A 24,645-nucleotide genomic window follows, 5' to 3' on the forward strand; every position below is an offset into this window, starting at 1 on the left:
AACAGGGGCTAAGCCCATCACAGATTAGTGCTTGTCGGCACGGCTCTGGAATTTACGCTCTTCGGTGTTCACCTTGATCCACTCGCCCGTGCTGATGTATTCAGGCACCTGAACAACCAGGCCTGTAGACAGCGTAGCAGGCTTAGTGCGCGAAGTAGCTGATGCGCCTTTGATTGACGGGTCGGTTTCAACAACCTGCAACTCTACGCTCATAGGCAGATCCAGTGCTACTGGCACTTCACTTACGATCAGAACCTGTATGCCGTCGGTCTCTTCGTTAATGAACAGCGCTTCGTCTGCGATAGACTCTTTATTCAGGTGATAAGGCGTGTAGTCTTCCTTGTCCATAAAGACATATTCATCGCCATCCATGTAAGAGAACATCGCAGGGCGACGCACCAAATCCGCCATGTCCAGCATGTCTGAATCTTTGAATGTTTCGTCAAACTTAGCACCACTTACTACGTCGTACATACGCATACGGTAGATGCTGCCTCCGGCACGACCTTGAGGTACAGAGCGTTCGATATCACGCACAATACAGGTTTTGCCGTTAAACACGATGGTGTTGTTCTTTTTAATTTCGCTTGCCTTTGGCATGGGATAATCCTGCAATTTCTGGCCGGAGGCTGGTTGCCCCGGCTTTTGTTGAAGGCGATATTCTCTATGATTTTTGCTCAATGGGAAAGAGCTGGCCGGCGCTTTTGTTCTTTCGTTTTCGGGCTGCCTGTTTCGGGCAATGAAAAAGCCAAATTTTACTTCGCTGTATCCAGGCAGTTCTGCGTTACCGTAAACGCTGTGGGGTCATCAATGGCTGCCAGCTGTTTTCCTCGCGGTAAACAATCGGGGTTAGCGTATTTCAGAATGTCCGGCTCCGGGTCGCAAAACAGGACATCCAGTGCGCGTCTGTCCATGCCATAGATCCCCCGGTGGATAAGATTGGCACTGAAGATCATCAGGTCGCCTGCTTTTAACGGCACGCGATACTGGTTAGGCAGATCGTGATGCGGCGCTTTGCCATTATTGCCCATTCGCACATCCAGTTCTTCAACTGTGTCCCAGTTGATATGGCTTGCGGGAATCACCTCCAAGCCTGGCTCATCGACTAGTGCAAATCGAAAATGTAACACCTGTGACCCTTTCAGTGCTTCGCGCTGTTCATCCAATGACAAATGGTATTGTGCGTCCCGATGCCAGTAGTTTTTCTGGTTCGGGTTAGCGGGGTCAAAAAACAACTGAGTATTCATAAAGGCCGGTTGCTTGCCCAATAACCCATAGGCCAAAGTCATTACCCGCTGTGAACCAATAAAGTTAAACAACACTTGTCGCTGGACATCATTTAAAAACGTGCTGGCTGTGAGGTAGGCTGAGTTAATTGCTCTTTCGGCATAAAATTCGGCGTTTTTGTCCAGCCATTGCTGATGAAACTCATTCACTACTGCCAACAGGTTGGCTCGCTCCTGCTCACTCAGAAAGCCGTCTATAACAACAAAGCCCTGACGCTGATAGTCAGGGCCAACTTTGTGTTGCTTGTCATATGTCGACACTGCTCAGGCTCCGCTTGCATTGCAAGGTTTACATGGCTTCGGGCCCGTTTTGCTTCTGGGTATTTGTCCTGCAACGATAACGTAGGCGCAAATTTGTATCAGTACCAACGTGCTGGCATTTTCATGCTCACCAACTAAAAATGCAGAAAGCAACATGGTAAATGCAAAGATTAAAGCAACAAGCAAATGCGAACTACATTTCAATTTAGTCAGAATATTCATCCTTAATCCTCCGTTGTTTTCGCTATTTCAAACCTGCTTAACAGCAGTGTTTGCGTTGTGCTTTAACACGCTGAAATACCGCGAAGTAAATCCCCAGCAACACCGAGATGAGTACTCCTGCATTTTCGTGGTCACCCACAAAATAGCTGATAGCCAGTATACTGAGTGCAAAAATAACGGCACTAAATAACTCGGGGTTGGTGTACAAGCTTTTTAAATAATTCATAGTCAATTCCTTCAGGTTGTTTCTTCATCTTGAAAAATATCTTCGATAGCCAATTCAAATAATCTGGCAGCCTTGAACGCAAGCGGCAAACTCGGGTCGAACTTGCCCTTCTCAATGGCATTAATGGTTTGCCTGGATACGTCCAACCGTTCAGCCAGATCCGCCTGTGTCCAGTCGCGCTCTGCACGCAATACTTTTAACCGGTTTTTCATTGGTACTTCCTTACTCCAATCGCCAAACCAATCAGGTAACTCAATGACATGATCACCGCCAAATGGGAGATTTCAGCGCGAAAAGGAATAACGCCTGTCGAGTCCAGCGCAGAATAGGCAAAGCCAAGTACCATACCTACCCCCAAAGACAGCCCCATGGCCTCTAACTGCATCTTTCGCTGCAATTCGTCCAGACCAAGTAAGTGCTGCTTGTTGGCCCAAATCATAAAACCACCCAACACTACGTTAATTCCCACAACTGCAGCGGTGAGGGCGTGATTACCATCCCACAGGTATTTATGCCCGAAAAACACCGTGGCCAGACTCACAAGCCAGGCTGCTGTCCACATACCTAACCGGCGTACATTTCTGGCGTTACGTTGTTGCCAGGACATGCCTGTATCGTTACCCATATCTTTAAAACCCTACAAAAAGTAAAACGAACTTTACATATAGTAACCAATGAAAGACAAAAGTAAAGCTTACTTGTCATAAAAAGAGCATTTTTTGAGCTATAGGCTTGAGGGGAAAGCTAATTTTTTTGAAAAAAGTAAAAAAGAATTGAAGATATTGCTTGTCAGATTGCTAGGCCTATACAGACCCAGAGGATTCTGATTTAACCTGAATATTTGGCTGTACACTACTCATTAATGCTGAGTGTCAATCGGCAATATGCAGCGTATATTTCATGTGTTGATGAAGCACTCTGACAACGAAAATACCGTCGCTCGCTTTTTTATAAAAGACCATATGTTTATTAACTGGAAACTTCAGATAGTTTTTTCTGATCTCTTCGGCTGAAGTGCCTGCGTTGGGGGAGCCCGCTAAAATAACTAACGCTTCGTGGAGTGCAACTAAATAGGCTTCAGCATGGTTTACACCATGGGTGTTGACAGAATAATCGTAAATTCTGGATATATCATCCTCTGCTTTGTTAGAGAGGGTATATTGACTCATATTCAGGCTCGGCTTCTCTTTTCCTTAAGAATATCCATCACGTTCTTCGTACTGCTACCACTCAGTTCTCCTTCAATCAGAGCCAGGTTAATAGCATCGCGTTCACTCTGATTGCGGCGAACTAAATCACGAATATAGTCACTGGCGTTAGCATACTTGCCCGTTTTCACTTGCTCATCTATCCACGTGCGCATCTCGTCCGGGAGCGATACATTCAGTGTTGCCATCATTTGTTCCTCTATTCTTGGACGTGACTATATGATGGCAGATATTAGCAAAGTTTGCCAACTGGTGGTGTCGCGAATGAACAAATACTGTATTAAAACCTAGCAGCCTAAGTCACACTGACCAGCCTTATATCGGCTAATGCAACTCTACTTTCAACTTCGCCAGATTTTGAGTTTCTTTTGACGGTGGCAGCGCTTTGGCTTCTTCAACCATAACGGCCATTGAGTCCAGTACATCCAGAAAGTCTCTGAGTTGTTCCGGGTTCATTTGTGCTGACAGTGATTCGATTTTGGCAATTAAACTTTTGGTAGGTAGTCTCATGAGCGTCAATTTTTTGTGGTTTGAAAGTCATATCCAAATCACACTCAAATACCTTGCCAAGTTTTTAATAGCGAGAACAGAGGCAGCTTTACCCTGCAAAAAGCTTCACCGCCACTAACGCCGACGACCCTGGGCTTACTCACTCTTCTGAGGGTGAATAAAGCGCTTCGATCGTCTTTAACTGTTCAGGTAGCTGACGCTTTACCATGCTATATCTCACCCAGGTGACAACAACTATCGCCAACTGAACGACGGGCAATACAAACCACATTGATTGCTCGTCCCCGCCGAGCCAGAACCAGGCACAGACGCCGGAAAGCAGACTCCAAAGCACGGTAATCCCGACTGCAGAGACTCGCCAATAAGTGACTTTATTAATTAGTTGACGCTTTTTCTCTGCCAGCAATGCAGCCACCGATTGCGTGTCTGCTTCGGATTTCTGCTTTCTTAACAGGAAAGACCATAGCGAAAATGCAAAGGGAACCGGAACGACTGCTGCCAGTAACATGCCTGACAGCGCACTGCTGGTTAAAAATATAGCCGTGTACAACACAAAAATACTGACTGCGATACCAGAAATAAGATCAACCCAGGCTTTTTGTGTTTCTTTCCTATGGGTTGCTTTTACGTCGTTAAGCAGTGCCGATGTATCCACCTTGGGTGTTTGTTGCTGATACGCGGCCTGCCATTGTTCAAACTGATTATCCATTGTTATTGCTGCCCAATAGTTGTTCCAGTAACGTTCTTGCCCGCCCGGCGCGTTTAGTTACAGCCGCTTCAGAAGTACCCAGCACGCTGGCAATCTCACTGTAAGTAAACCCCTCAAGTTGCATGGTAATTACCTGCCGCAGTGGTAGCGACAAACGATTAATAGCCGACATTAAATCCCGACTCTTATCCTGGTTATCACTGTTTTGGCTAATTAACATGCCGTCGGACAATTCTACGTTGTCAGTCTGGTTTCTGGCTTTTATTACGTAATCAACACAGCGGTTGTGGGCCACCTTTGCCACAAAGGTTTTTACGCTGGCATCGCCTCGAAACGAGGCACAGGCACGCCATACCGCTAAGCTGATTTCCTGCAACAGATCCTGTTGCAGATGTTTGTCATTTTCGTATGAAGAGGCGATACGCGCCAGCATGGGCGCGTATTCTTTGACTACCTCGTCGCATTGAGCTTCGGTCAGCACATCTATCCTTAACTAGCTGAATTATTGTTATTTTTAGTTTGCGTATCTTCGCCAATCAGATAGTTAAAGGCAACCACATTCACACAGAACAGTAGCGGACCTACTAAGATGGCGCTCAGTACGAAGGTGTAAGGCACACTGAACATCAGCGCCATATTCAGCAGCATTAACAGCGACAGTGGTTTGATTGCACGAAAGGCCAGTTTAATACCTTCTACCGTAGCCGTTTTCAGTGACGCCTGTTTAATCAGTACATAAGCAGGGATAAAGCTCATCAGTAAACCCAGTGGTGCAGAGGCCATGAGTACACTCGCTACGTGAATACGGCTAAAGTTCGTCATATCCTGATACAACACCAGGTCCACACCCGGCGCACCAAACGCCAATGCACCGAAGACTACTTGTGAAGCAAAAGGTAACATCATTAACACGCCCAGCGCGGGTAAATATCGATAACCCCTGTATTGCTTCAGACTGCGCAGGCTGAATTTGCCGTTTTGCAGTACATGCCAGGTCAACGGCCAAAGTAGTGTTATTAAGCCGGCCGATAACCATTTAGAGGCAAACATGCCGTAAGGCGCAGGCAATCCTTGTACGAGTCCGCCGATAATCATCAGCACCAGAGAAGTCAGCGTCAGGCTTATCGGTGCATTTCGATATACACGAGCACCTTGTGCCAGCCAGTCACCCAGCACAGCGAATGCCGAGTTGTCTTTGTTAGTTTGTTTAGCGGTTGTTACGTCGTTAGAAGTGGTGTTGGTTAGGGTTGTCATGAATCTCTCCTTTTAAGTCAGTTACCCCTATAGTCGAGAGGCACGACAAAACCCTGACATTTATTTTTAAATTTTTTCAACGCAATGAAAAAGGCACGCCAAATGACGTGCCATGCTTGCTATGTTTACGGAGATATACAAGCTAAAACTTCTACTCTTTTGCTGTTTCCTTCAGGCTATTTGCGTAGTCCTGGGCTTGCTGTAATAAGCGCAGGACATTGTTGCCCCATATATCGGCTAAATCTTCTTTGCTATAGCCTTCAGCCAGCAAACGCGCGGTAATTTTAGGCAGCGCAGCGACGTCCATCATGGTTTCGACACCACCACCACCGTCCCAGTCAGCGCCAACACCTGTGTGCTTTGGCCCCGCTACTTTCAGGATATGAAGGAAGTGCGCCATGTAGTCCTCAAAGGTGGCTTTCACCGCCGGGTGTTCCATTTCAATCTGTTTGCGCTGCGCTTTAAACGCCGCTATTTGCTCTGGCGTCATATCAGACAGGCTGCCCATTTGCTTCATCAGCACACCAAAGGCTTTTCTGCGTTCGGGATCACTGGGCAGTTCAGTCAGGTAAGAGCTATATGCGTTTACATGAATAACACCGCCGCTTGCCACCAGCTTTTTCAGCAGGGCATCGTCCACGTTACGCGGATGGTCATACACTGCCTTCGTGCCGGAATGAGAAAGAATAACCGGCGTTTTCGACAGTTCAATCATATCCTCCAGCAATGCATCAGAGGAATGAGAGCCATCCAGTATAATGCCAAGTTCATTGGCTTTTTTTACCAGGGCCTCTCCGAGCGGCGATAAACCGTCGAATTGAGGCCCATCCGGATCGGTGGAGCTGTCGCCAAACTGGTTATTTTTAAAATGGACCGGCCCAACCATTCGCAGTCCCATTTTATAAAACGTATTCAGTAAGCTTAAGTCTTCACCGAGCGGATAAGCATTCTCCATACTGACATAGACAATCTTCTTGCCGTCAGCCACAATTTTTTCTGCATCTTCCGGCTCAGTTGCCAGTGCAAAGGTATCCGGGTTAGCGGCAACCATGTTGTGTATAGCCATAGCGCGCAGCAACGCGGTATCACGAGCAGACTTAAATCCGTCTTCGGTAACCGGGCCTTGCGGGGTGTAAATAACCCAGAAGCCGCCATCTAAGCCACCTTCATTCATGCGCGGCACATCGACCTGAGAAAAGTCACTGTCGTAAGTATGCTCATGCATGATGTCGAAACCAGGCTGCACCAGCAGCGCTGGAGTATCGAGGTGCGTATCCATGACTATCAGTTCTTCGTGCATGGCATGACTGGTGCGTTGATCGATAGCGGAGAATGCGGGGCTGCTTAACGCAGCCACCGCACCTGCACACACACTTATTGCAAACTTTTTCATATTAGAAATCCACCGTCAGCGTTGCCTGGAAAGTACGTGGACTTAACGGCCGGCCGAATGATGACCCGGTGAAACCAAACGACATCACCTGCTTGTCGAACACGTTGTCTACGTTAAAACGCAGGCGCATATTTTCAGGCATACCAAAGCTGTTGGGGCCACCAATATCCACATAAGCCTGAGCAACCAGGTAGCTCTTTAGCTCATAGGTTTCGTTAAAGTCGGTGTACCGGGTGTCTGTGTATTTAGCTGAGAAGTTAGCGACTAACCATTCTGTCGGTTCGTATGTCACGCCACCTGTCGCGAGCCATTCAGGGCTGTCTGGTAACTGACTTCCAGCAGGGTTGCTGCCAAAGCCGTCAACCAGCGTGGCTTTTTTGTAAGACACGTTGGCATTGAAATACAGCTCCCGGTCGAACATTTCAGGCTGGAATACACCGCTGAATTCGATACCGTAGGCCTTTGATGCACCTGCGTTTACATAGAATGTTTCTGGCTGCCCCGTGGCCGGGTTCAATACACTGCTGGCAATCAAGCGATTGTCGAAGCGAGTGTAAAATACCGCTACTGCACCGTTGTAGTTCTCGCTGTTTGTGCGGTAACCAAACTCAATGTTATCCGACTCTTCGCCTTTAGGCGCTTCAGCGGCGAAACCAATGGCGTTGTCAAAAATGTCGTCAGTCCCCGCAGGTAACGCATAATTTTGAGCAATTGAGGCGAATAGCTGGTCCGTGTCGTTTAAGCGGTACACCGCCCCCACCATTGGCAGAAAGTTATTGGTGTAGTCCGCTTCAACATGTTGCGGCCCGTAACCTTCTTCGCCATCAATTTCATAATCATTGTAGTCGCGATAACCGTCCAGCGAGTAATCAATGGATAGCGACTTCATGCCGACTTCGAGCACTAAATCGTCGTCCAACAAGCTAATGGTATCTTTGAGATAGAGCTGCGTAGTATCGCGCACTGCCGTGTAATCACGACGGTAATAAACCACTTCGTCCCAAATCACATCGCCGTCGGCACTGCCGCCAGTTTTATTCAGTCGAGCCTGCGTGCGGTTGTAAGTATCCTGCTCTACCCAGCCACCAAATTCGACTTTGTGATCACCCATAAACCAGCTTACACCGGCTACCAGGCCTTCGCGTTCTCCGCCTACAGTAGACAAGCCGTATTGCACACCACGAGGGTGAACAACATCCAGTCCTGCAGCGGCCTGATCTTCATAGATCCCCAACGAGTTGGTGTAGCTGTCTGGTGATACCCCATAGCCGTCTTTGTCTTCAAAATAGGCTGTTGCGGTTAGCTGAATATCTTCCGACAGATAAGTACCAAAACCCAACGAGTAAAGCTTATCGTCGCGGATGTTGATGCGGTCTTCGTAGTAAGAAGTGCAGTTAGAGCCGGTAAAAACAGGGGTAAAATCACTGTCGTCAATGGTACCGTCGCCATTGAAGTCATAAACCCCCGGATCCGCGCTTACGCACCCTTCCGGAATAGACGCCTGGTAACCATAGTAATAATTGCTGGCAAAGGTCGAAGCCGGTGCTGAGGGTGAGTCATAATCAAAGAAGTCATTCGACACCATGGTGGCCTGAATGTAGCTGTCACCAAACTCATAAAGGGCTTTAGCTTCGATGTGTTCACGATCGATAGTGCCGGGGCCACGCCACAAATCGCTATCGGTTTTAGAACGGCTTACATAAGCGCGGAAGCCGTCAATATCACCGGTCTCCAGTTTTACAAATGTACGCTGTAGGTCAAAGTCGCCCACCGTGACCGCCACCATACCGCCCATTTCTTCTGATGGTCTTACGGTATTGTAGGAGGCTATCGGACCAAGTGACGAATAGCTGGGAGCCGAAACATCGCCCGCACCGGGAGACGCAACAACAGAGCCCAGGTTTTCATTGTCTACGTAGCGGAAAATAGGGCTACCACCAAACGCATCGGAGCGGCCCATCGGGATACCATCCAGCACAAAGCCCATTTGGCTTAACTGGAAAGCACGTACCTGTACGGAGTTACCAAATTCATAAAGCCCCAACGCACCATCCGTTTGTACGTTAAAGCCGGGGAGACTTTCCAGCATTTTAAGACCGGAGATACCGGAAGGCGCAGACAGCAACTCTTCCCGGGTAACAGCAATGGTATTGGTCGCTTCATCAGTACCAATAGCAATATCGGTTTGCGACACGCGTCGCCCCACTACCACGATTTTTTCTTCAGTAGCAGAGGCTTCAGTATCGGCGGCTTGCGCATTTGCCTGCGCAGAAAATAACAGTTGGCCTATTACGCCAGCCAATACAGTTAAGGAAAACGATTTGTTTTTTACTTGCTTCATCATAATTTATTCAGGTCTCAGTCTAATTCCGGGGAGAACCCTTTTTGTTGTATCCCGCGACTTCCATGGGCGGTGATGACAAACAAGAGTCAAGGTCCGTACCAACCATTTACAGCACCCCGAAATTTGGGACGAATAAACTATTCACGACGGCAGCCTGCAAATTTAATATCGTATACTTTCTATAAAATACAAAAAGTTTACATTCTGTTTTCAATGAGATTTTCCACTTCGCACAGGGTTGGTGAGCAAAATTCAGCCAATGCACCAACACAAACCAAACTTCACCCGTCTCGGGTTTGTTGACCTTTGGTGCATTCAAAATTAACAAGAATGCTTTGCGAACCCACGCCGTTTGCTCGTATAGTGGATATCGAACACAACACCTTCTGAGGACCGATAACAATGACGAAAGGTACCAAGATATTTGCCTGGATAATGGTGGTATGGAATGCAATAGGCGTCCTGGCATTCGTTAGCCAGTTACTTATGACCCCGGAAATGATTGCTCAGTTACCCGAAGCCCAGCAGGAAGCCTATAAAAACATCCCAACTTGGTCGATGGTGGCTTATGCACTGGCGGTATTCGGAGGCTTGTTAGGCAGCTTGATGCTGGCGCTTGGCAAAAAGCTGGCGTTTCCGTTACTGGTTGTTTCGCTGGCCGGTGTACTGGTACAGCAATTTTATAATTTTGTTATTATCGATTCGATAGCCCTGCTTGGGCCAAGTGTTGTGATCCTGCCTGCTGTGGTAGTGATCATATCCATTCTTCTGGTGGTAGTGAGCCAGCGCGGCGTGAAAGCAGGCTGGTTACAGTAACCCCCCATTTTTGAGTAGTTCAACATGCAATATTCCGACAGGGCGAATGCCATCGCCCCGTTTTTCGCTATGGCCTTTGGAGAAAAGGCCACCGCATTAGAAAATCAAGGCCACAACGTTATTCGACTGAACATTGGTGAACCCGACTTTGGGGCGCCGCCTGCGGTTCAGCAAGCTATGCAACAAGCTGTTGCTGAAAACCAACTACCTTACACAGGCGCGTTGGGCGACATGCGACTTCGCGAGGCCATAGCCGGCTTTTATCAAACTCAGCACAATATCAGCATCAACCCAAACCGGGTTATTGTTACGGCAGGCGCTTCTGCCGCTTTGTTACTGACCTGTGCGGCCCTGGTCAACCCCGGTGATGAAGTGTTAATGGGCGACCCGTCTTACCCCTGTAACCGTCAGTTTGTAAAAACCTTCGGCGGCAAGGTTAATCTGGTAGCCACTGACGCAAGCAGCCAGTTTCAGTTAAACAATGAACTGGTATCGACGCATTGGAACGCCAACACCAAGGCCCTCATGATCGCCACACCTTCCAATCCGACCGGCACGGCCGTAACACTGGATGAGCTGGACAAGATGTGTGCTTTTGCAAGGGAACAGCAGGCCTGGCGCATAATCGACGAAATCTATCTGGATTTGAGTGACCACACGCCGGGGCCGGCACGCAGCGTTCTTGCTGTAGATGATGGCGCTATTGTTATCAATAGTTTCTCAAAATTTTTCGGTATGACTGGCTGGCGACTGGGTTGGATGATTGTGCCGGATGACATGGTACCGGTGATCGAACGGCTAGCACAAAACCTGTATATCTGCCCGTCTACACCTGCGCAACTTGCCGCGCTGGCCTGCTTTACGCCTGATACGCTGGCGCTGTGTGAAGAAAGGCGACTCTCATTACTCACCCGCCGCAACATCGTTCTTAACGGGCTTAAAAAAGCCGGATTGACCGTGCCCGTAGCGCCTTCCGGCGCCTTCTACGTTTATATAGATGTTGCCAGTACGGGTTTGTCGTCAATGGCGTTTTGTGAACAATTGCTCAGCGACACCGGTGTTGCGCTCACACCGGGTAATGACTTTGGTGATAAGGACGCAGATCGTTACGTTCGGCTGTCTTATGCCACGTCTGAACAAAACCTGCACGAGGGGCTAGCGCGAATCCAGTCGTTCACTGCGTCTCTGTCTCAAGACACAACAGGTAACATTTAAAATTTGATTCAAAATGCGCCTCGCGGTTTACTGCTGCAAAAATAAAAAGCATTTATCCAGGGAACTATAACAATGAAACGACTCTTTATTTTAAGCACGCTGGCCCTTGCGCTGTCAGCTTGTTCAGAGGCCCCCACGCCCAATGCGGAAACAACCACTCAAACCGCTGTCGAGCACCCGCAGCAAAGTGAGTCTGAACGCCTCAACGCTTGGTTTGATGCAAAATACGAAGAGCAACTGCAGTTTTCGCCGCTCATGATGACTCGCCTGGGTCGCAAGGATTTATACGACCAAATCGACGACATGTCTGAGCAAGCTCAGGAAAAACGCCTTGCATGGCGTGCTGCTACCGTTGAAGAGCTAAAAAACAACTTCGATTATAACAAGCTGGATGAGTCAGCTAAGATTTCTTACGACCTGTGGATGTATCAGTACGAAGTAGCCAAAGTGATGCAGCCATTCAGCCGCCGCGGTTACGTACTGACGCAGATGAACGGCGCACAATCCATGTTGCCTACCATGCTGATCAACTACCACAAAGTGGAAGAAAGCAGTGATATGGACGCCTACATCTCTCGCCTGAAAGGTGTCGCCAGAGCCGTTGAACAGCTTACCAACCAGGCAGCAATCAATGCTGACGAAGGGGTAAAAGCGCCCTACTTTGCCTATGAAGGGGTTATCGGCCAAAGTGAGAAAGTCATTTCAGGGCAGCCATTTGATGAAGAAAGCGACACTGATTCAGCCTTATTCGCTGACGCAAAGAAGAAAATTGCAGCTCTGCAAGAAAGTGGCGTCATTGACGAAGAACAGGCTACCGCTTACATCGAGCAGGCAAAACAAGCGCTGTTAGACAACGTATTGCCTGCTTACGGAAAATTAATAACCTGGTTTAAAAACGACTTACCTAACATCCCACGCGATGCAAAGGGTGCGTCATCGCTGCCAGATGGTGACGCCTATTACAATGCCATGTTGTTTATGCGTACGACCACTGATTTAACGGCTGATGAGATCCACAATATTGGTCTGAGCGAAGTGGACCGCTTGCTGGCAGAAATGGAAAAAGTGAAAAACGAAGTCGGCTTCGACGGCACGCTGAATGAGTTCTTCTCTTATATTAAGTCTGACGTCACTGACGAACGTTTTTACTATCCGAATACCGACGAGGGTCGCCAGGGTTATATCGACGACACCACGGTTTACTTAGACAACATCAAAGCAAAATTACCAGAGTTCTTCGGCATTTTGCCAAAAGCAGATTTGGTAGTGAAACGCGTTGAGCCTTATCGCGAACAAGCCGGTGCGCCGCAGCATTACTTCCCGGGCTCGCCCGATGGCAGCACACCAGGCACCTATTATGCACACTTGCTGGACATGACATCCATGCCCAAAAACGAAATGGAAGCCATTGCGTATCACGAGGGCAACCCTGGTCACCATATGCAAATATCCATTGCTCAGGAACTGGAAGGCGTACCCAAATTCCGCACCACTTCGTTCTTTAATAGCTACGTAGAAGGCTGGGCGCTCTATGCAGAAACGGTAGCAAAAGAGATGGGTGGCTATCAAAACCCGACCTCTGAATTTGGCCGTCTGGTATCAGAAATGTGGCGTGCAATTCGTCTGGTGGTCGACACGGGCATTCACTCAAAGGGCTGGACCGAAGAACAAGCTATTCAGTATTTCCGCGATAACTCGCCGGTGTCTGAAGGGCAAATTCTGGCTGAAGTTCGCCGCTATTTTGTCTGGCCGGGTCAGGCAACGTCATACAAAATCGGTATGTTGAAAATTCTGGAGCTACGCGCCAAAGCCGAAGACGCACTGGGCGACAAGTTTGATATCCGCGCCTTCCACGACGTTATTCTTGGCAACGGCGCAGTACCACTGAATATTCTGGAGCGCATGGTTGACGACTGGATCGCGTCACAAAAATAAAAAGCAACACTCAACGAGTACACAGGTCAGCAGGCCTGGCTAATCAACATGCGGATTAGCGCAAAAGCCGATGTTACTTCACAGTTTCATCGGCTTTTTTATTAGGGGCTGCTCACCCTAGATTTAGCCCATTCTATTTTTCAGCATTGCCATTCTCTCGATGTTCGCGCTAAGGTGATAAAAAATAACCAGAATACACAACGCGACGACAGACCATGAAATTATCCCCCCAGGATTTAGATATTTGCTGCGGCCATCTGAAAGACGAAACCGCCCAGGCTGCTTCGGTCAGCCAGCCCATTTCCACGCCAATTCACCAAACCTCACTGTTTTCCTTTGATCGCTTTGAAGACTTATCCCATGGATTAGCCAACGAGTTCACTACACCAGTGTACAGCCGGGGACGAAATCCCTCGATGACCAGCGTGGAACAAAAGCTGGCAGCACTTGAACAAGGGGAAGCCTGTAAGTTGTTTGCCTCAGGCATGGGAGCCATTAGCGCTGCAATCAGTGCACTGGTCAGTCAGGGAGATCATATCCTGTTTGTGAATCAGGTCTACGGCCCTACCATACAGCTTGCTACGCAACTGGCTCGCTTCGGGGTGACATTTACCTGTGTCACGTCGGGGAATTTAAACGAGGCTGAACAGGCCATTCAACCCAATACCAAACTCATATGGTTTGAAAGTCCTGGTACCATGACGTTTACGCAGTTGGATATCAGAGCACTTGTTGCCATTGCACAAGCAAGAGGCATTCTGACCGGCATCGATAACACATGGGCCACACCGCTGCTTCAAAAGCCCATCACGATGGGGGTGGATATTGTGGCGCATTCACTCACCAAATACATTGGCGGCCACAGCGATGTAGTGGCAGGCGCCCTCATTACCCGTGAGGCGCTGCTTAAGGATATTTTCTTTAAAACGTTTTTGCTAAATGGCGCTGCCATCGGCCCCATGGATGCGTATTTAATTGAACGCGGACTGCGAACACTACCAGTAAGACTGGCTCAACACGAAGCCAATGGCCTGGCTGTAGCGCAGTTCCTACAAGAACAAAATACGGTAGAAACGGTGTTTCATCCGGCTCTTCAGCAAGATGCCTCCGTGCCAGAAGAACAACTACAGGGCTATACCGGTTTATTCAGTTTTAGCCTGAAGCAGAACGAATATGCAACCGTGGCTGCCGTACTCAATGCCCTAAAGCACTTCCGTATGGGCGTGAGCTGGGGCGGATTTGAAAGCCTGGCGATTTCTCCGCAGCGCCCTGATAACGCAGAAGCACTGAAGCACGCCGGACTGCCACAAGGCCTTATCCGTTTGTCTGTTGGTCTGGAGTCAGCAGACACACTGATCAACGATTTATCACAGGCACTTAGCCATGCGAAGTAGCCATTCTGACATGCCTTTTGCTCTGGCCGTTCTGCCGCTGATCACGCTACTGGGCGTATTTTTAGGCGGTGCGCTATTTACCGAACTCGGCGGCACACTTGTGGTTGTTGCTATTTTACTGGCGGCTATTGTCGCGGGTTTGATTGGCTATGCGCGTGGTGTGAAGTGGCAGGCCATGGAAGCAGCGGCCGTGGAAAAGTTTGGCGATGTATTCCCTGTTGTTCTGATTTTACTTTCCATCGGCGGTTTGATTGGTAGCTGGATGCTTAGCGGCACAATCCCCATGTTTGTCTGGTTGGGCATTGCCCTAATCGACCCGCAGTTTCTATATGTTTCGGCATTTTTGGCCGCGTCGGTAATGAGCCTGTTTACCGGCTCTTCATGGGCATCTGCAGGTACTATTGGCGTTGCCTTGATGGGACTGGCGAGCGTGATGGATGCCTCGTTACCGGTAACCGCTGGGGCGGTGATTTCAGGTGCCTGTTTTGGCGATAAGATGTCACCCCTTTCTGACTCAACGAATATCAGTGCCATTGCTGCACGGGCCGATCTCTATGCGCATATTCGGCATATGGTATACACCGCGCTGCCATCGTTTGTTATTGCGCTGGTAATATTTACGCTCATTCCTGCAGAATCCAGCAGTGCCACAAACAGTGCGCATCAGTCTACGCAAGCAATGCGTCACTTAATTGAACAGGCGTTCGCACCGGCATGGTGGCAACTACTTCCCCCTTTGTTAATTATCACCGCCATCGTTAAAAAATGGCCGCCGGTAGTGGGCATTACGCTATCTACTCTACTGGCGCTAACTCTCGCTGTCAGCATACAACCCTTCTCACTGGCAAATGGCGTCAATGCGTATTTGCATGGGTTCTCTCTGGACATGTTGCCGGGCCAGTTACAGCACGACGCAGCAACGAACTCTGCGTTTGTAAAACTGGTAGTACGCGGCGGGCTTTATTCCATGGTGGGAACACTGGTTGTTATTATCGCAGCGTTTTTGCTGGCCGGCGCTATGCAGGCAACGGGGGCATTGAATGTGATTATTCAGGGTATGTTAAAAGCCGTTAAGGGCACCTTTAGCTTGATTGCCAGTACCATGATAAGTGGCATCACGTTGCTTTCGCTCACCAGTCATGGCGGCGTAACCAGCCTGATTGTAGGTAACCTTTATCAGCGAGCCTACACGGAACGCAATCTGGCTAATGTGAATTTGTCGCGCAGTATTGAAGACTCTGTGACCTTGATGGATCCGGTATTGCCCTGGACGGTGTCAGGGCTGTTTATGGCTACCACACTGGGTGTGGCAACCATAGAGTATTTACCCTGGGCCTTGTTTTGCCTGGGCGGCCCGGTGTTCTCATTGCTCTGGGCAGCACTTGCCCAGCGCAATGGATTTGGCATCCGGCGTTTAGAAGCGGTAGCGGAAACCTGAATACACATAGGCTGTGTCGCCCGGGTAATCGCCTTGCTCCAACGCTTTACCTTTAAACATGTAGGCGCTGCCAAACTCAAGACGCAGAGGTTTGGTAATCTGGTGACGCCAGCGCATTTCAAGCTGGTTACCCAGGAAACTGTCACTGCCGTTAGGTGTTTTCTGATACCAGTAAGCGCGATAGTGCAGCAGCAAATTGTCTTTGCTGGTAAATTTGCTTACTACTTTAGCGCCAATGCCCACCAGGTTTCGTCGAGCAAATGAGCGATAAACTTCCGTTGGTCCAAAATCAAATCGTCTTACCCCATATAACCCGTCAAACGCTGAACTCTTGTTATCGCTGCTGTCGTTATCACCGCTAATAAGATCAACAACCGCACTTAACGACGTTTTGCTATCAATCATTTTGCCCACGGACGCATGCAGCAACCAGGCAAAATGGTCCAGGTCGTTTACGTCATCGCTGGCCGTCGTTTGGCGTTGAGTACCCGTTTGCAACGCCACTTCCACATCGGTAAGCCATTCACTCCCTTTCGGGCTGGTGTACTGCGTACTTACGGTAAATAAATCGCGGTTGCGCGTGTTCAGGCCCGGGCCATCATCTTCGTTAAACCAATAGGTCTGCACACGCCACATTTTGTCGTCAGATTCGGCGTAAACACCGTAAAAACGGCGCTCTGTATCCGACTTATCAAATGCTCGCTCGTTGTTGTCAATGCTGGCGGCGTCAGACGGTAACCTTGACACCGGGAACAGATAGAAACCTCTTACCGACCAATCACTCCAATGCCAGTCGGTGACGATCCCGTCGAATGAATTCAGCGCGTTACGGAAATAGCCACTACCCAAAAGACGGCGACTACCGTGATCCAGTACAAACCGGCCTACGCTGATCTTTTTCATATACAGCTCGTCGGTGTTACCTTTGGTATCGCCGAGCCAGCCAATCTGAAATTGCACAGGCTCAAAGGTGTTTACCTGTGAGCGACCTAAAGTCGGATCATCGTTATCGAGGTAAACCCGAGAGTCAGCAAACGCGCCCACCAATTGAATATTCGACCAGGTAACACTGCCTTTTAGCTCGAACTTGGACGACAATCGCTGGTTGTGCTGGTGCACGGCCGAAGAGGTTGTGGGAAATAAGGGGTTAACCAGGTTTTCGAAGCGCAGGTTCCATTCACCGGACCACTCGTATTTGGGGCTCTCTGCCGCGCTTACCTGAGCGGTCCCTCCCAGTATTAACGATGCCAGCGCAATACCCGCCAGGCGTTTTACGCCGTTACGACGTGCACTGCACCCGGCAACCCGGCCGCGAAATGGGTTAATGTAATTCATAAAAAGTCCCCTGGAGAATTGTGTGCGTTCAAAGTAAAAGCGCGAGGCCTGTATCAGGTCTTAAACCGGCCAATCTTCTGGTTAAGGCGCTGAACGGTGTCGTTCACACTGTCTGAGATTTTTCCGCTGCTTTCTACTGTTGATAGATTCTGTTGGCCTAACGAATGCAATGAAGAGACGTTAGCGTTGATTTCGCCCACGACCTGACGTTGTTCGTCAGATGCTGTCGCGATTTGATAAATGATTTCATTAGCCTGATCAACCGCCTGGCTCACCTGGTCAAATGCCGAGACTAACTGGCTAGATACGGCGACGACGGATTCTACTTCATTGGAACCTCGTTCGATAGCATTAACTGCATCATTCACACTGTGCTCTAATCGGCCCAGCATTTCATTAATGTTTTCCGTGGATTGCTGCGTTCTGCTGGCCAGAGTTCGAACCTCATCGGCAACCACTGCAAAGCCGCGGCCCTGCTCACCAGCCCGAGCCGCTTCAATGGCAGCATTTAGCGCCAACAGATTGGTTTGCTCAGCGATTCCGCGAATAACATCCAGTACTGCGATGATATTCTGCGACTCTTTCGCCAGGCTGCTAATTACCCCTTTTGCATTAGTGATAGAGTCAGACAAATTGGTAACGTTTTTCACTGAGTCACTCACCACTAATTTTGATGACGTGCTCACTTCAGAGGCCACTTTCATATTCTCAGACGCTTGCTGGCTGTTGCCAGCATTGTCATTCACGGCGTGGCTTAACTGATTCACTGCCGTTGCAATTTGGTTCAAATTTTCATTTTGCTGGTGAAACACATTGGTAACTGTTGAAGACGACTGCTTCAGTTTTGCAGCGGCATCGTTCAGGCTGGTCGAGTCTTCTTGAACAAGCTGGATGAGCTGCTGCAGGTTTTGCATAAACACATTAAACGCCCGGGCAATGTCGGACAGCTCGTCCTTGCCTTTTTCATCCAGGCGGCTTCGCAAGTCTCCATCGCCTTGGCTGATGTCACGCATCACCAGAATCAGTTTATCGAGTCGGTCGGTTATCAGACGAGGGCCGTACACAATAGAAACGACACAGGTTAGCGCTGTAATAACAGCGGCAAACACTAAAATAGTCTGATACAAGGTGGCATCACTGCTCATATTGGACGTCAGCGCATCCGCTTTGTTTTTCACCGCCTCGCCCAGCGTATCGTAGTGACTGCGTAATTGGTCGAAACTCCCGGCCACCTCAGTGTCACGCAAGGCAACCGCCTGACCAATATCATTGGCCTGCACAAGTGCGATTAACTTTTTGGAGTGCGCGTACCAGGTATCAAAATCTGCTTTGAAAGAGGAAATCTGCCTTGATACAGCCGGGTCATTTTCAATCACAGGCTTTGCCTGATTCATGCGGTCGAGCGCTTGCTTCGCATTCTCTTCAAAGTCGTCGATTTGGGCGCTAATATCTAACGATCCCTGGCTCGCAGTAACGATCATGTCTTGTAGAGCTGTGTAAGCCTGATACAAATCGCGATCAGCGTTGAGCGTTAAACTCACTGAGTTCATATAACGCGTGGAAATGTTTCTTGCCTCTGAGGTAAGGCTGGATAACGCGATCCAACTGATAACCGCCACCACCAGAAACAAGGTGGAGATAACAATAATTGGGAAGGAAAACTTCACCCGGACTTTGTATTGACTGAAATCAGTCATAGTGTCGCCCCTTAGCTGCAGGCACGATTAGAATAGTGAAAGTGTTGCACAGAATTCTTTTTTTGCAATTTTTCTGGCATTTATTTCACTAAAAAACCGTATAGCTACATTTTTTATCTAATTGGCTCATACAAAAAATAAGCCTCTAATTTATTTACTTATTTTTCCACTGCAGGATAAATGAACACCACGTCACGCTCCACCGTCTGACCTGATAAGGTATTGGTCGTTGTAATGTAAAAATGCTGCCGCTCGTTAGTGCCCGTATTTTTACCTGACAAGGTGATTACCGTTTCGCGTTTTTCACCAGGTTCCACGGCTTCTATTGCGGTTTGCGATTGCTGGTCAATCTTTATCCCTGAGACGTCAACCCGGTAATCAGCCACCTGATTTGACTTATTCAACACACTTATACGAAACGTATTTTCAATTAAGCCAGAATAATGTTCCCGGTAGAGTTGCTGACGATCTCGAGCAACATTCACTTCAAAATCAACTCTGTTCGTTGCCCATACCACCATGCCAACAACCATTGCCATAATGGCGACACCGTAAAGGATTAGCGCCGCATTTACTGTTCTGCCTGGTTTCAGCGCAGCAAAGCTAATGAGATTACGGGCATACTGAAATTTGTCCATGACCTGATTACAGGCATCCACACACAACCCGCAATTTATACATTCATACTGTAAGCCGTTGCGAATATCGATACCCACCGGACAGACCTGCACGCATAAATTACAATCAACACAGTCACCTAACTCTCTGGGTTTGGCTATGCGCTTTCTTGGTCCACGGTGCTCTCCCCGCGCGACGTCATAGGTCACCAGTTTCGTTTGTGCATCAAACATAACTGACTGAAAGCGGGAATACGGACACATGTGCAAGCACATCTTCTCTCTGATCCACCCTGCGTTTATGTATGTGCAAGCCGCAAAAAACACAACCCAGCCGCTTATTAGCGCAGAGGCAGACCAGGTAAGTACATCTGAATAAAGCGCTTTAGCTGGATAAAAGTACGACATGAACACCATTGCGGTTAAGCCTGCAATCACTGCCCAGGCAAGATGCTTAGCACTTTTGAGGCCCGCTTTTTTCCAGCTCCAAGGCTGATTATCGAGTGCGCGGCTTTGATGATGGGTTCCCTCAATACGCCGCTCAACCCAATTAAATAGCAGTGTCCATACGGTTTGCGGGCAACTGAATCCACACCATACTCTGCCGTATTTTTTGGTCACATAAAACAACACAAACGCCGCGAGGGAAAACAGGAGAACAAACACCATTAGATCCTGTGGGTACAGTACCCAGGCAAAAAAGCGCAGAGTTTGAGCCCCAACATCGAACAGAATCGCTTGCTCTCCCTGCCAGGAAATCCACGGTAAACCTATAAAGAGTGCGACTAACAGGATATTCAGTGTTCGACGCAGGCGCTGATAGTAGCCCTGCTGCTCCCGAATGTAGATTTTGTCTTGTGCAACCGGCACTTTAAAAATAATCGCACTTTCATCCGGAAGATTAACGCTCACTTGCTATCCCACCCTTTCAATGATTGACGAGCGGATTTTAAGCGTTTGGCTCTACGCGAAAAGGTACAGATGCAATAAGAAAAACTAGAACAGATTCAACTCAAAACTGTGCTAAATACAATTGAATCCGAGTGGTGAGTTTTTCCAGAAGCTGTCGCCTGGCAGGCGTAAGTTCAAAAGAGGCATTTACGCGTAAGCAGTGGCTGTATTCGCCGTTTAGTGAAAACAATTTTCCGGGTGCCAGGGTTATTCGCAGTTTCAAGGCCAGATGATAAATAGCCAGCGTATCTACCTGCGGTGCAAACTCGACCCACAGGAAATAGCCTCCAGGCACATGATGCACCGTGGCAAATGATGACCAGTGTGTTTTCAAATACTCAAACATATCGCATTTACGGCGCGCGAGTGTTCGACGCAACTGGTGCAGGTGCTTTTCGTAGTTTTTAGTTTCTAAATAATCCACCAAAGCAAGTTGCACGGGCACGCTGGTCGAGATAGTGCTTAGCAATTGCTGTTTTTGAATGGCTTTGGCATGTTGACCTGCTGCGATCCAGCCGATTCGAAATCCGGCTACCAACGACTTTGAAAACGACGAACACAACAAACTATTGCCATGTTGGCAGTAGTGCTTAAGCGGCAGCAGAGGTTGCTTTCCTGCATACAATTCCGCGTATACATCGTCTTCCACCAATGCTACCTGGTATTTGTCAAATAGCTCTGCCAAAGCCTGCTTGTCTTCTGTGGACAGGCTTACCCCTACTGGGTTTTGAAATGCCGACATTAACCAACAGGCCTTTACCGGCTTACTTTGCAGTGCGCGCTCTACAGCAGCCAGATTTAGACGCCTGTCTGGCGAAACTTCTACAGTAATAGCACGCAACCCCAGCCGCTCCAAGGCCTGCATTGCGCCATAAAAAGCAGGCGACTCAATGAGCACCCAATCGCCGGGTTGGGTTACCACCTGTAAGCTCAGGCTTAACGCTTCCAGCGCGCCCGCGGTGATGACGATTTCCTCTGGAGAAATATTTACCCCTCGCGCCGCATAACGCTGTGCAATCAGCTGACGCAATGCCTGATTACCCGGAGGAAGGTTATCCAGCGCACTGGTTACCGTAGTTTGCCTGGCTGCCGCAGAAAGCGACTTGGTCAGATGTTGTCGGGGGTAAAGGGATGGATCCGGGTAGGCGAAACCCAGACTGAACATATGCGGATCGCGGGACGCCTGCAGCACATCAAACACGAAATCATTCACACTGACAGATTCGGCAGACTGCATTACCCCGGTATTGCCGGTAGTCTCAATAGCATCAGCAACCCGATAGCCTGAACGTTCACGCGCGCAAAGCATGCCCTGGCTTTCCAGCAACTGATAGGCATGGAGCACAGTCATCAGGCTAAACCCGGTCATGGCCGATTGCTTTCTCAGAGACGGCAGCTTCTCACCAGGTTGCCAGACACCCTGCTTGATCTGTGTTGCCAGTTGTTCGGCAAGCTGCTCGTATTTGGCCATCGTGTTTCGTCATGTGAGAGAAGACCAACAGCATAACAGTTTTGATTCATAACTGTTACAACGCTAAATCGTCTTTTCGTACCGTTGCAACTCCGCCGCCCCATTGCTCGAAGGTATTATTCAGAAAATCTGTTGCGACGGTATTGAATTGAGGGTGCTGATTTACGCCGTAGTAAATCGGTGAAGTCCGTATAAACATCTCCATACCGATATGCCGTACATGTAACACTTTTAAAGAACGCTGAAACTCTCTGAAAGCCTCGGTTTCATCACCCGATTCACGTAAATAACTCACCAGCACACACATGATGTTCGGGTACCGCAATGCCTTGTCGTCACATTTAAGTTCCTCAATAGCCGGGTAATCCGTCAATGAACGGGCGTACTCAGGATACCCCTGTTGTTTTTTTATGGCGGCATACATCAAAACGGTATCGTTGGGTATGTTCATTAGTTGCTTAAACCGGAACACATCGACTTCACCATTCACCCCATAGAACTGCTCAAAAGATGATGCGTCACCATACTGTATATCCAGCATCATATTTATTTCGGCAACCACATTTCGCGACAAAGGCAACTCAGCGAGTAATGACAATACACGCGGTGACAAAACACCTTGCCGCTTTTTATGATACAGAAACATCAGCTGGTTTTTCATTTGAGGAGAAGGAGCAGTTTGTTCCGCCACGTGTTGCTGAAGATGCGCCAGTGCGTCTTCAACCCGGCCAGTAACCAGCAATAGCTTCACAATAAAATCTTCTGCAATGACACTGGGTGGTCCTTTATATTGCAATGCCGCCTCCAGCGCTTTGTGGGGATCGTGGTTGAAACTGTAGTGTTTTGTAACGGTGCCAATCAAATTCATCAGTCCCTCAGGTTCGACACGGGTAATTTGATTGAGCGTGTCCAGACTAAGTGTCTTCTCGCCAGCCATATACGCGGTTTCAGCCAGATTAAGCATGTTGACCGTATCCAGAGGGTTACGCCTGAGCAACGCAATGCGTTCATGCAAATAGTCAGAAATCGACCTGTCAGGCAGTAGGTAATTAATCGCAAAGTTTTGAATATAAGGGTCATGGGGCGCTTCAATATAGGCTTCGCGGATCTGCTGCTTAGACAGCTCTGGTTGATGGTTATCCCTTGCATATTGGGCGTTCACCAGCTTCTTCAAAGGAAAGTCCGGCGCAGCTTGCAGTTCAAAATATAAATGCGCCTGCTGCTCATTTATGCGCTTTGCAGAAAAACCACCATATGTCTTTGCCAGTTCAAACACAATGAAGCGTTGTGCATTGGCCATGTGAAATTCCGGGTCGAGCAGCGTAGCCTGACTAAGCAATGCTTCGGCTTGTTGAAGCGAACTCGAATTGCGTTGATAAGTCAGGGCCCGTCCATCAAGAAATAATTCGTAAGCTCTGGGATATGAAGTCATCCCCACCCTTTTCCCTCGATCCGAGCTCAGCAGGTTGATTTTCAGAGCATGGGTAATTGCCTCAGACAGATCATCCTGTAAGGCAAACAAATCCTGATATTCCCGCTCAAACCTATTAGCCCAGACACTGCGTCCATTACTGGTATCAATGAGCTTGGCGGACACTCTAACGCGAGAATGATCTCGCCTGATTGTCCCTTCCAACACATAATCTACATTGAGTTTTTCAGCGATATCCTGCGTGGCGTTCTGCTCGGTGTTGAAAGCAAACGACGATGTCCGTGACACAACCAGAATCTCTTCAATACGAGTCAGGTTATTAAGGACATCTTCAGCTATGCCTGCACCAAGAAACTGACTGTCAGGCGCCGGGCTTATATCCACGAAAGGCAGCACTGCAATTGACGGCCGAGGTTGAGGCTTATCTGCCATAAAAAATAACGCTACAAGCGCTATCAAAACAACACCGGCCAACAATGACAGTATTGCGAAGTGTCGATTTCTATGGTTTGGAGCAACAGGCTTGTCAGTCGGGAAAGCGGCTTCCAAACGTGTAGAATCAATTTGATAACCACACTTGGGAATAGTCACTACGGCTTCAGCCGCATCAGAACTTAACGATTTCAGACACTTTCGTACGTCAGATATCGCTCTTGTCAGACTTTCATCTGCGCCGACTCGGTTGGGCCATAGTTTGTCTAATAAGTACTCTCTGGTTAGTACCTCTCCCTGTGCATCAATTAATGATACAACTACAGACATGACCTTTGGCGTAACTTTTACTGTTTTATCGCGGCTCGATACGGTATTGGAAAGCGGGCAAATTGAGAGACTACCGAGCTGCAAAGCCTGTTTTGAATCGTCCATTTATTCGATTGACGTTTATTTTTTAGGCAAAATAATATGCAATCAATGGGCTAAATACAAAAAT

The 24,645-nt window shown here is 48.5% G+C and carries 23 protein-coding genes; 5 read left to right on the top strand and 18 right to left on the bottom strand.

Annotated elements, in window-relative coordinates; all coding sequences use genetic code 11:
* Positions 1-24: 24 nt before the first annotated feature.
* From efpL to BUB81_RS00800, 13 genes are all read right to left on the bottom strand, one after another.
* A complete protein-coding gene (gene efpL / locus BUB81_RS00735) occupies positions 25-600 on the bottom strand; it encodes an elongation factor P-like protein EfpL (RefSeq protein WP_073316822.1) in 576 nt (191 codons plus the stop codon).
* 155 nt (positions 601-755) lie between these two features.
* Positions 756-1,547 carry a phytanoyl-CoA dioxygenase family protein gene (locus tag BUB81_RS00740; protein ID WP_073316824.1) on the bottom strand — a complete coding sequence of 264 codons (792 nt, stop codon included), beginning with the start codon at positions 1,545-1,547 and terminating at the stop codon, positions 756-758.
* 259 nt (positions 1,548-1,806) lie between these two features.
* Positions 1,807-1,995 (bottom strand): hypothetical protein, encoded by a 189-nt coding sequence (locus BUB81_RS00750; RefSeq protein WP_073316828.1) that lies wholly within the window; start codon positions 1,993-1,995, stop codon positions 1,807-1,809.
* 11 nt (positions 1,996-2,006) lie between these two features.
* Positions 2,007-2,207, bottom strand: a complete 201-nt coding sequence (locus BUB81_RS00755) for a helix-turn-helix transcriptional regulator (RefSeq protein ID WP_073316830.1) — start codon at positions 2,205-2,207, stop codon at positions 2,007-2,009.
* Positions 2,204-2,620, bottom strand: a complete 417-nt coding sequence (locus BUB81_RS00760) for a hypothetical protein (RefSeq protein WP_073316832.1) — start codon at positions 2,618-2,620, stop codon at positions 2,204-2,206. Before BUB81_RS00760 ends, BUB81_RS00755 begins: the two co-directional genes overlap by 4 nt.
* A 247-nt stretch (positions 2,621-2,867) precedes the next feature.
* Positions 2,868-3,164 carry a type II toxin-antitoxin system RelE/ParE family toxin gene (locus BUB81_RS00765; protein WP_073316834.1) on the bottom strand — a complete coding sequence of 99 codons (297 nt, stop codon included), beginning with the start codon at positions 3,162-3,164 and terminating at the stop codon, positions 2,868-2,870.
* Positions 3,165-3,166: 2 nt separating this feature from the next.
* Entirely contained in the window at positions 3,167-3,391 is a 225-nt protein-coding gene (locus BUB81_RS00770; RefSeq protein ID WP_073316836.1) for a type II toxin-antitoxin system ParD family antitoxin, read from the bottom strand.
* 136 nt (positions 3,392-3,527) lie between these two features.
* A complete protein-coding gene (locus BUB81_RS00775; RefSeq protein WP_073316838.1) occupies positions 3,528-3,713 on the bottom strand; it encodes a hypothetical protein in 186 nt (61 codons plus the stop codon).
* A 139-nt stretch (positions 3,714-3,852) separates the two neighbouring features.
* Entirely contained in the window at positions 3,853-4,422 is a 570-nt protein-coding gene (locus tag BUB81_RS00780) for a hypothetical protein (protein WP_073316840.1), read from the bottom strand.
* On the bottom strand, positions 4,415-4,903 hold the full coding sequence (locus BUB81_RS00785; RefSeq protein WP_245819090.1) for an RNA polymerase sigma factor: 489 nt from the start codon (positions 4,901-4,903) through the stop codon (positions 4,415-4,417). Before BUB81_RS00785 ends, BUB81_RS00780 begins: the two co-directional genes overlap by 8 nt.
* 8 nt (positions 4,904-4,911) lie before the next feature.
* Positions 4,912-5,676, bottom strand: a complete 765-nt coding sequence (locus BUB81_RS00790; protein WP_073316844.1) for a hypothetical protein — start codon at positions 5,674-5,676, stop codon at positions 4,912-4,914.
* A 151-nt stretch (positions 5,677-5,827) separates the two neighbouring features.
* On the bottom strand, positions 5,828-7,069 hold the full coding sequence (locus BUB81_RS00795; protein ID WP_073316846.1) for a dipeptidase: 1,242 nt from the start codon (positions 7,067-7,069) through the stop codon (positions 5,828-5,830).
* Between the two features lies 1 nt (position 7,070).
* On the bottom strand, positions 7,071-9,413 hold the full coding sequence (locus BUB81_RS00800) for a TonB-dependent receptor (protein WP_245819091.1): 2,343 nt from the start codon (positions 9,411-9,413) through the stop codon (positions 7,071-7,073).
* Between the two features lie 402 nt (positions 9,414-9,815).
* Here BUB81_RS00800 and BUB81_RS00805 point away from each other — a divergent pair, with 402 nt between their 5' ends.
* The 5 genes from BUB81_RS00805 to nhaC all read left to right on the top strand — a co-directional run bounded on the left by BUB81_RS00805 (position 9,816) and on the right by nhaC (position 16,211).
* Positions 9,816-10,229, top strand: coding sequence for a hypothetical protein (locus BUB81_RS00805; protein WP_073316848.1), 414 nt, complete (start codon positions 9,816-9,818; stop codon positions 10,227-10,229).
* 24 nt (positions 10,230-10,253) lie between these two features.
* Positions 10,254-11,444: an aminotransferase class I/II-fold pyridoxal phosphate-dependent enzyme gene (locus BUB81_RS00810; RefSeq protein ID WP_073316850.1), complete on the top strand. Its 1,191-nt coding sequence runs from the start codon at positions 10,254-10,256 to the stop codon at positions 11,442-11,444.
* Positions 11,445-11,516: 72 nt separating this feature from the next.
* Positions 11,517-13,379, top strand: a complete 1,863-nt coding sequence (locus BUB81_RS00815) for a DUF885 domain-containing protein (RefSeq protein WP_073316853.1) — start codon at positions 11,517-11,519, stop codon at positions 13,377-13,379.
* Between the two features lie 215 nt (positions 13,380-13,594).
* Positions 13,595-14,773: a trans-sulfuration enzyme family protein gene (locus BUB81_RS00820; RefSeq protein ID WP_084526080.1), complete on the top strand. Its 1,179-nt coding sequence runs from the start codon at positions 13,595-13,597 to the stop codon at positions 14,771-14,773.
* Positions 14,763-16,211, top strand: a complete 1,449-nt coding sequence (gene nhaC / locus BUB81_RS00825; RefSeq protein WP_073316855.1) for a Na+/H+ antiporter NhaC — start codon at positions 14,763-14,765, stop codon at positions 16,209-16,211. The genes BUB81_RS00820 and nhaC overlap by 11 nt, the downstream gene beginning before the upstream one ends.
* On the opposite strand, the gene BUB81_RS00830 is transcribed toward nhaC, so the two are convergent.
* The 5 genes from BUB81_RS00830 to BUB81_RS00850 form a co-directional block, all read right to left on the bottom strand.
* On the bottom strand, positions 16,188-17,546 hold the full coding sequence (locus BUB81_RS00830; RefSeq protein WP_073316858.1) for an alginate export family protein: 1,359 nt from the start codon (positions 17,544-17,546) through the stop codon (positions 16,188-16,190). The genes nhaC and BUB81_RS00830 overlap by 24 nt on opposite strands.
* Before the next feature lie 53 nt (positions 17,547-17,599).
* Entirely contained in the window at positions 17,600-19,243 is a 1,644-nt protein-coding gene (locus BUB81_RS00835; RefSeq protein WP_073316861.1) for a methyl-accepting chemotaxis protein, read from the bottom strand.
* 158 nt (positions 19,244-19,401) lie between these two features.
* Complete coding sequence (ccoG, locus tag BUB81_RS00840; protein ID WP_073316863.1) at positions 19,402-20,772, bottom strand: cytochrome c oxidase accessory protein CcoG; 1,371 nt, start codon at positions 20,770-20,772, stop codon at positions 19,402-19,404.
* 100 nt (positions 20,773-20,872) lie between these two features.
* Entirely contained in the window at positions 20,873-22,282 is a 1,410-nt protein-coding gene (locus BUB81_RS00845) for an aminotransferase-like domain-containing protein (RefSeq protein ID WP_073316865.1), read from the bottom strand.
* Between the two features lie 55 nt (positions 22,283-22,337).
* Positions 22,338-24,581, bottom strand: coding sequence for a FlgO family outer membrane protein (locus BUB81_RS00850; RefSeq protein WP_084526082.1), 2,244 nt, complete (start codon positions 24,579-24,581; stop codon positions 22,338-22,340).
* Positions 24,582-24,645: the final 64 nt, after the last annotated feature.

Origin of the sequence: Marisediminitalea aggregata (genome assembly GCF_900129565.1) — a bacterium.
In the GTDB taxonomy this organism is placed as follows: Bacteria; Pseudomonadota; Gammaproteobacteria; order Enterobacterales; family Alteromonadaceae; genus Alteromonas; species Alteromonas aggregata.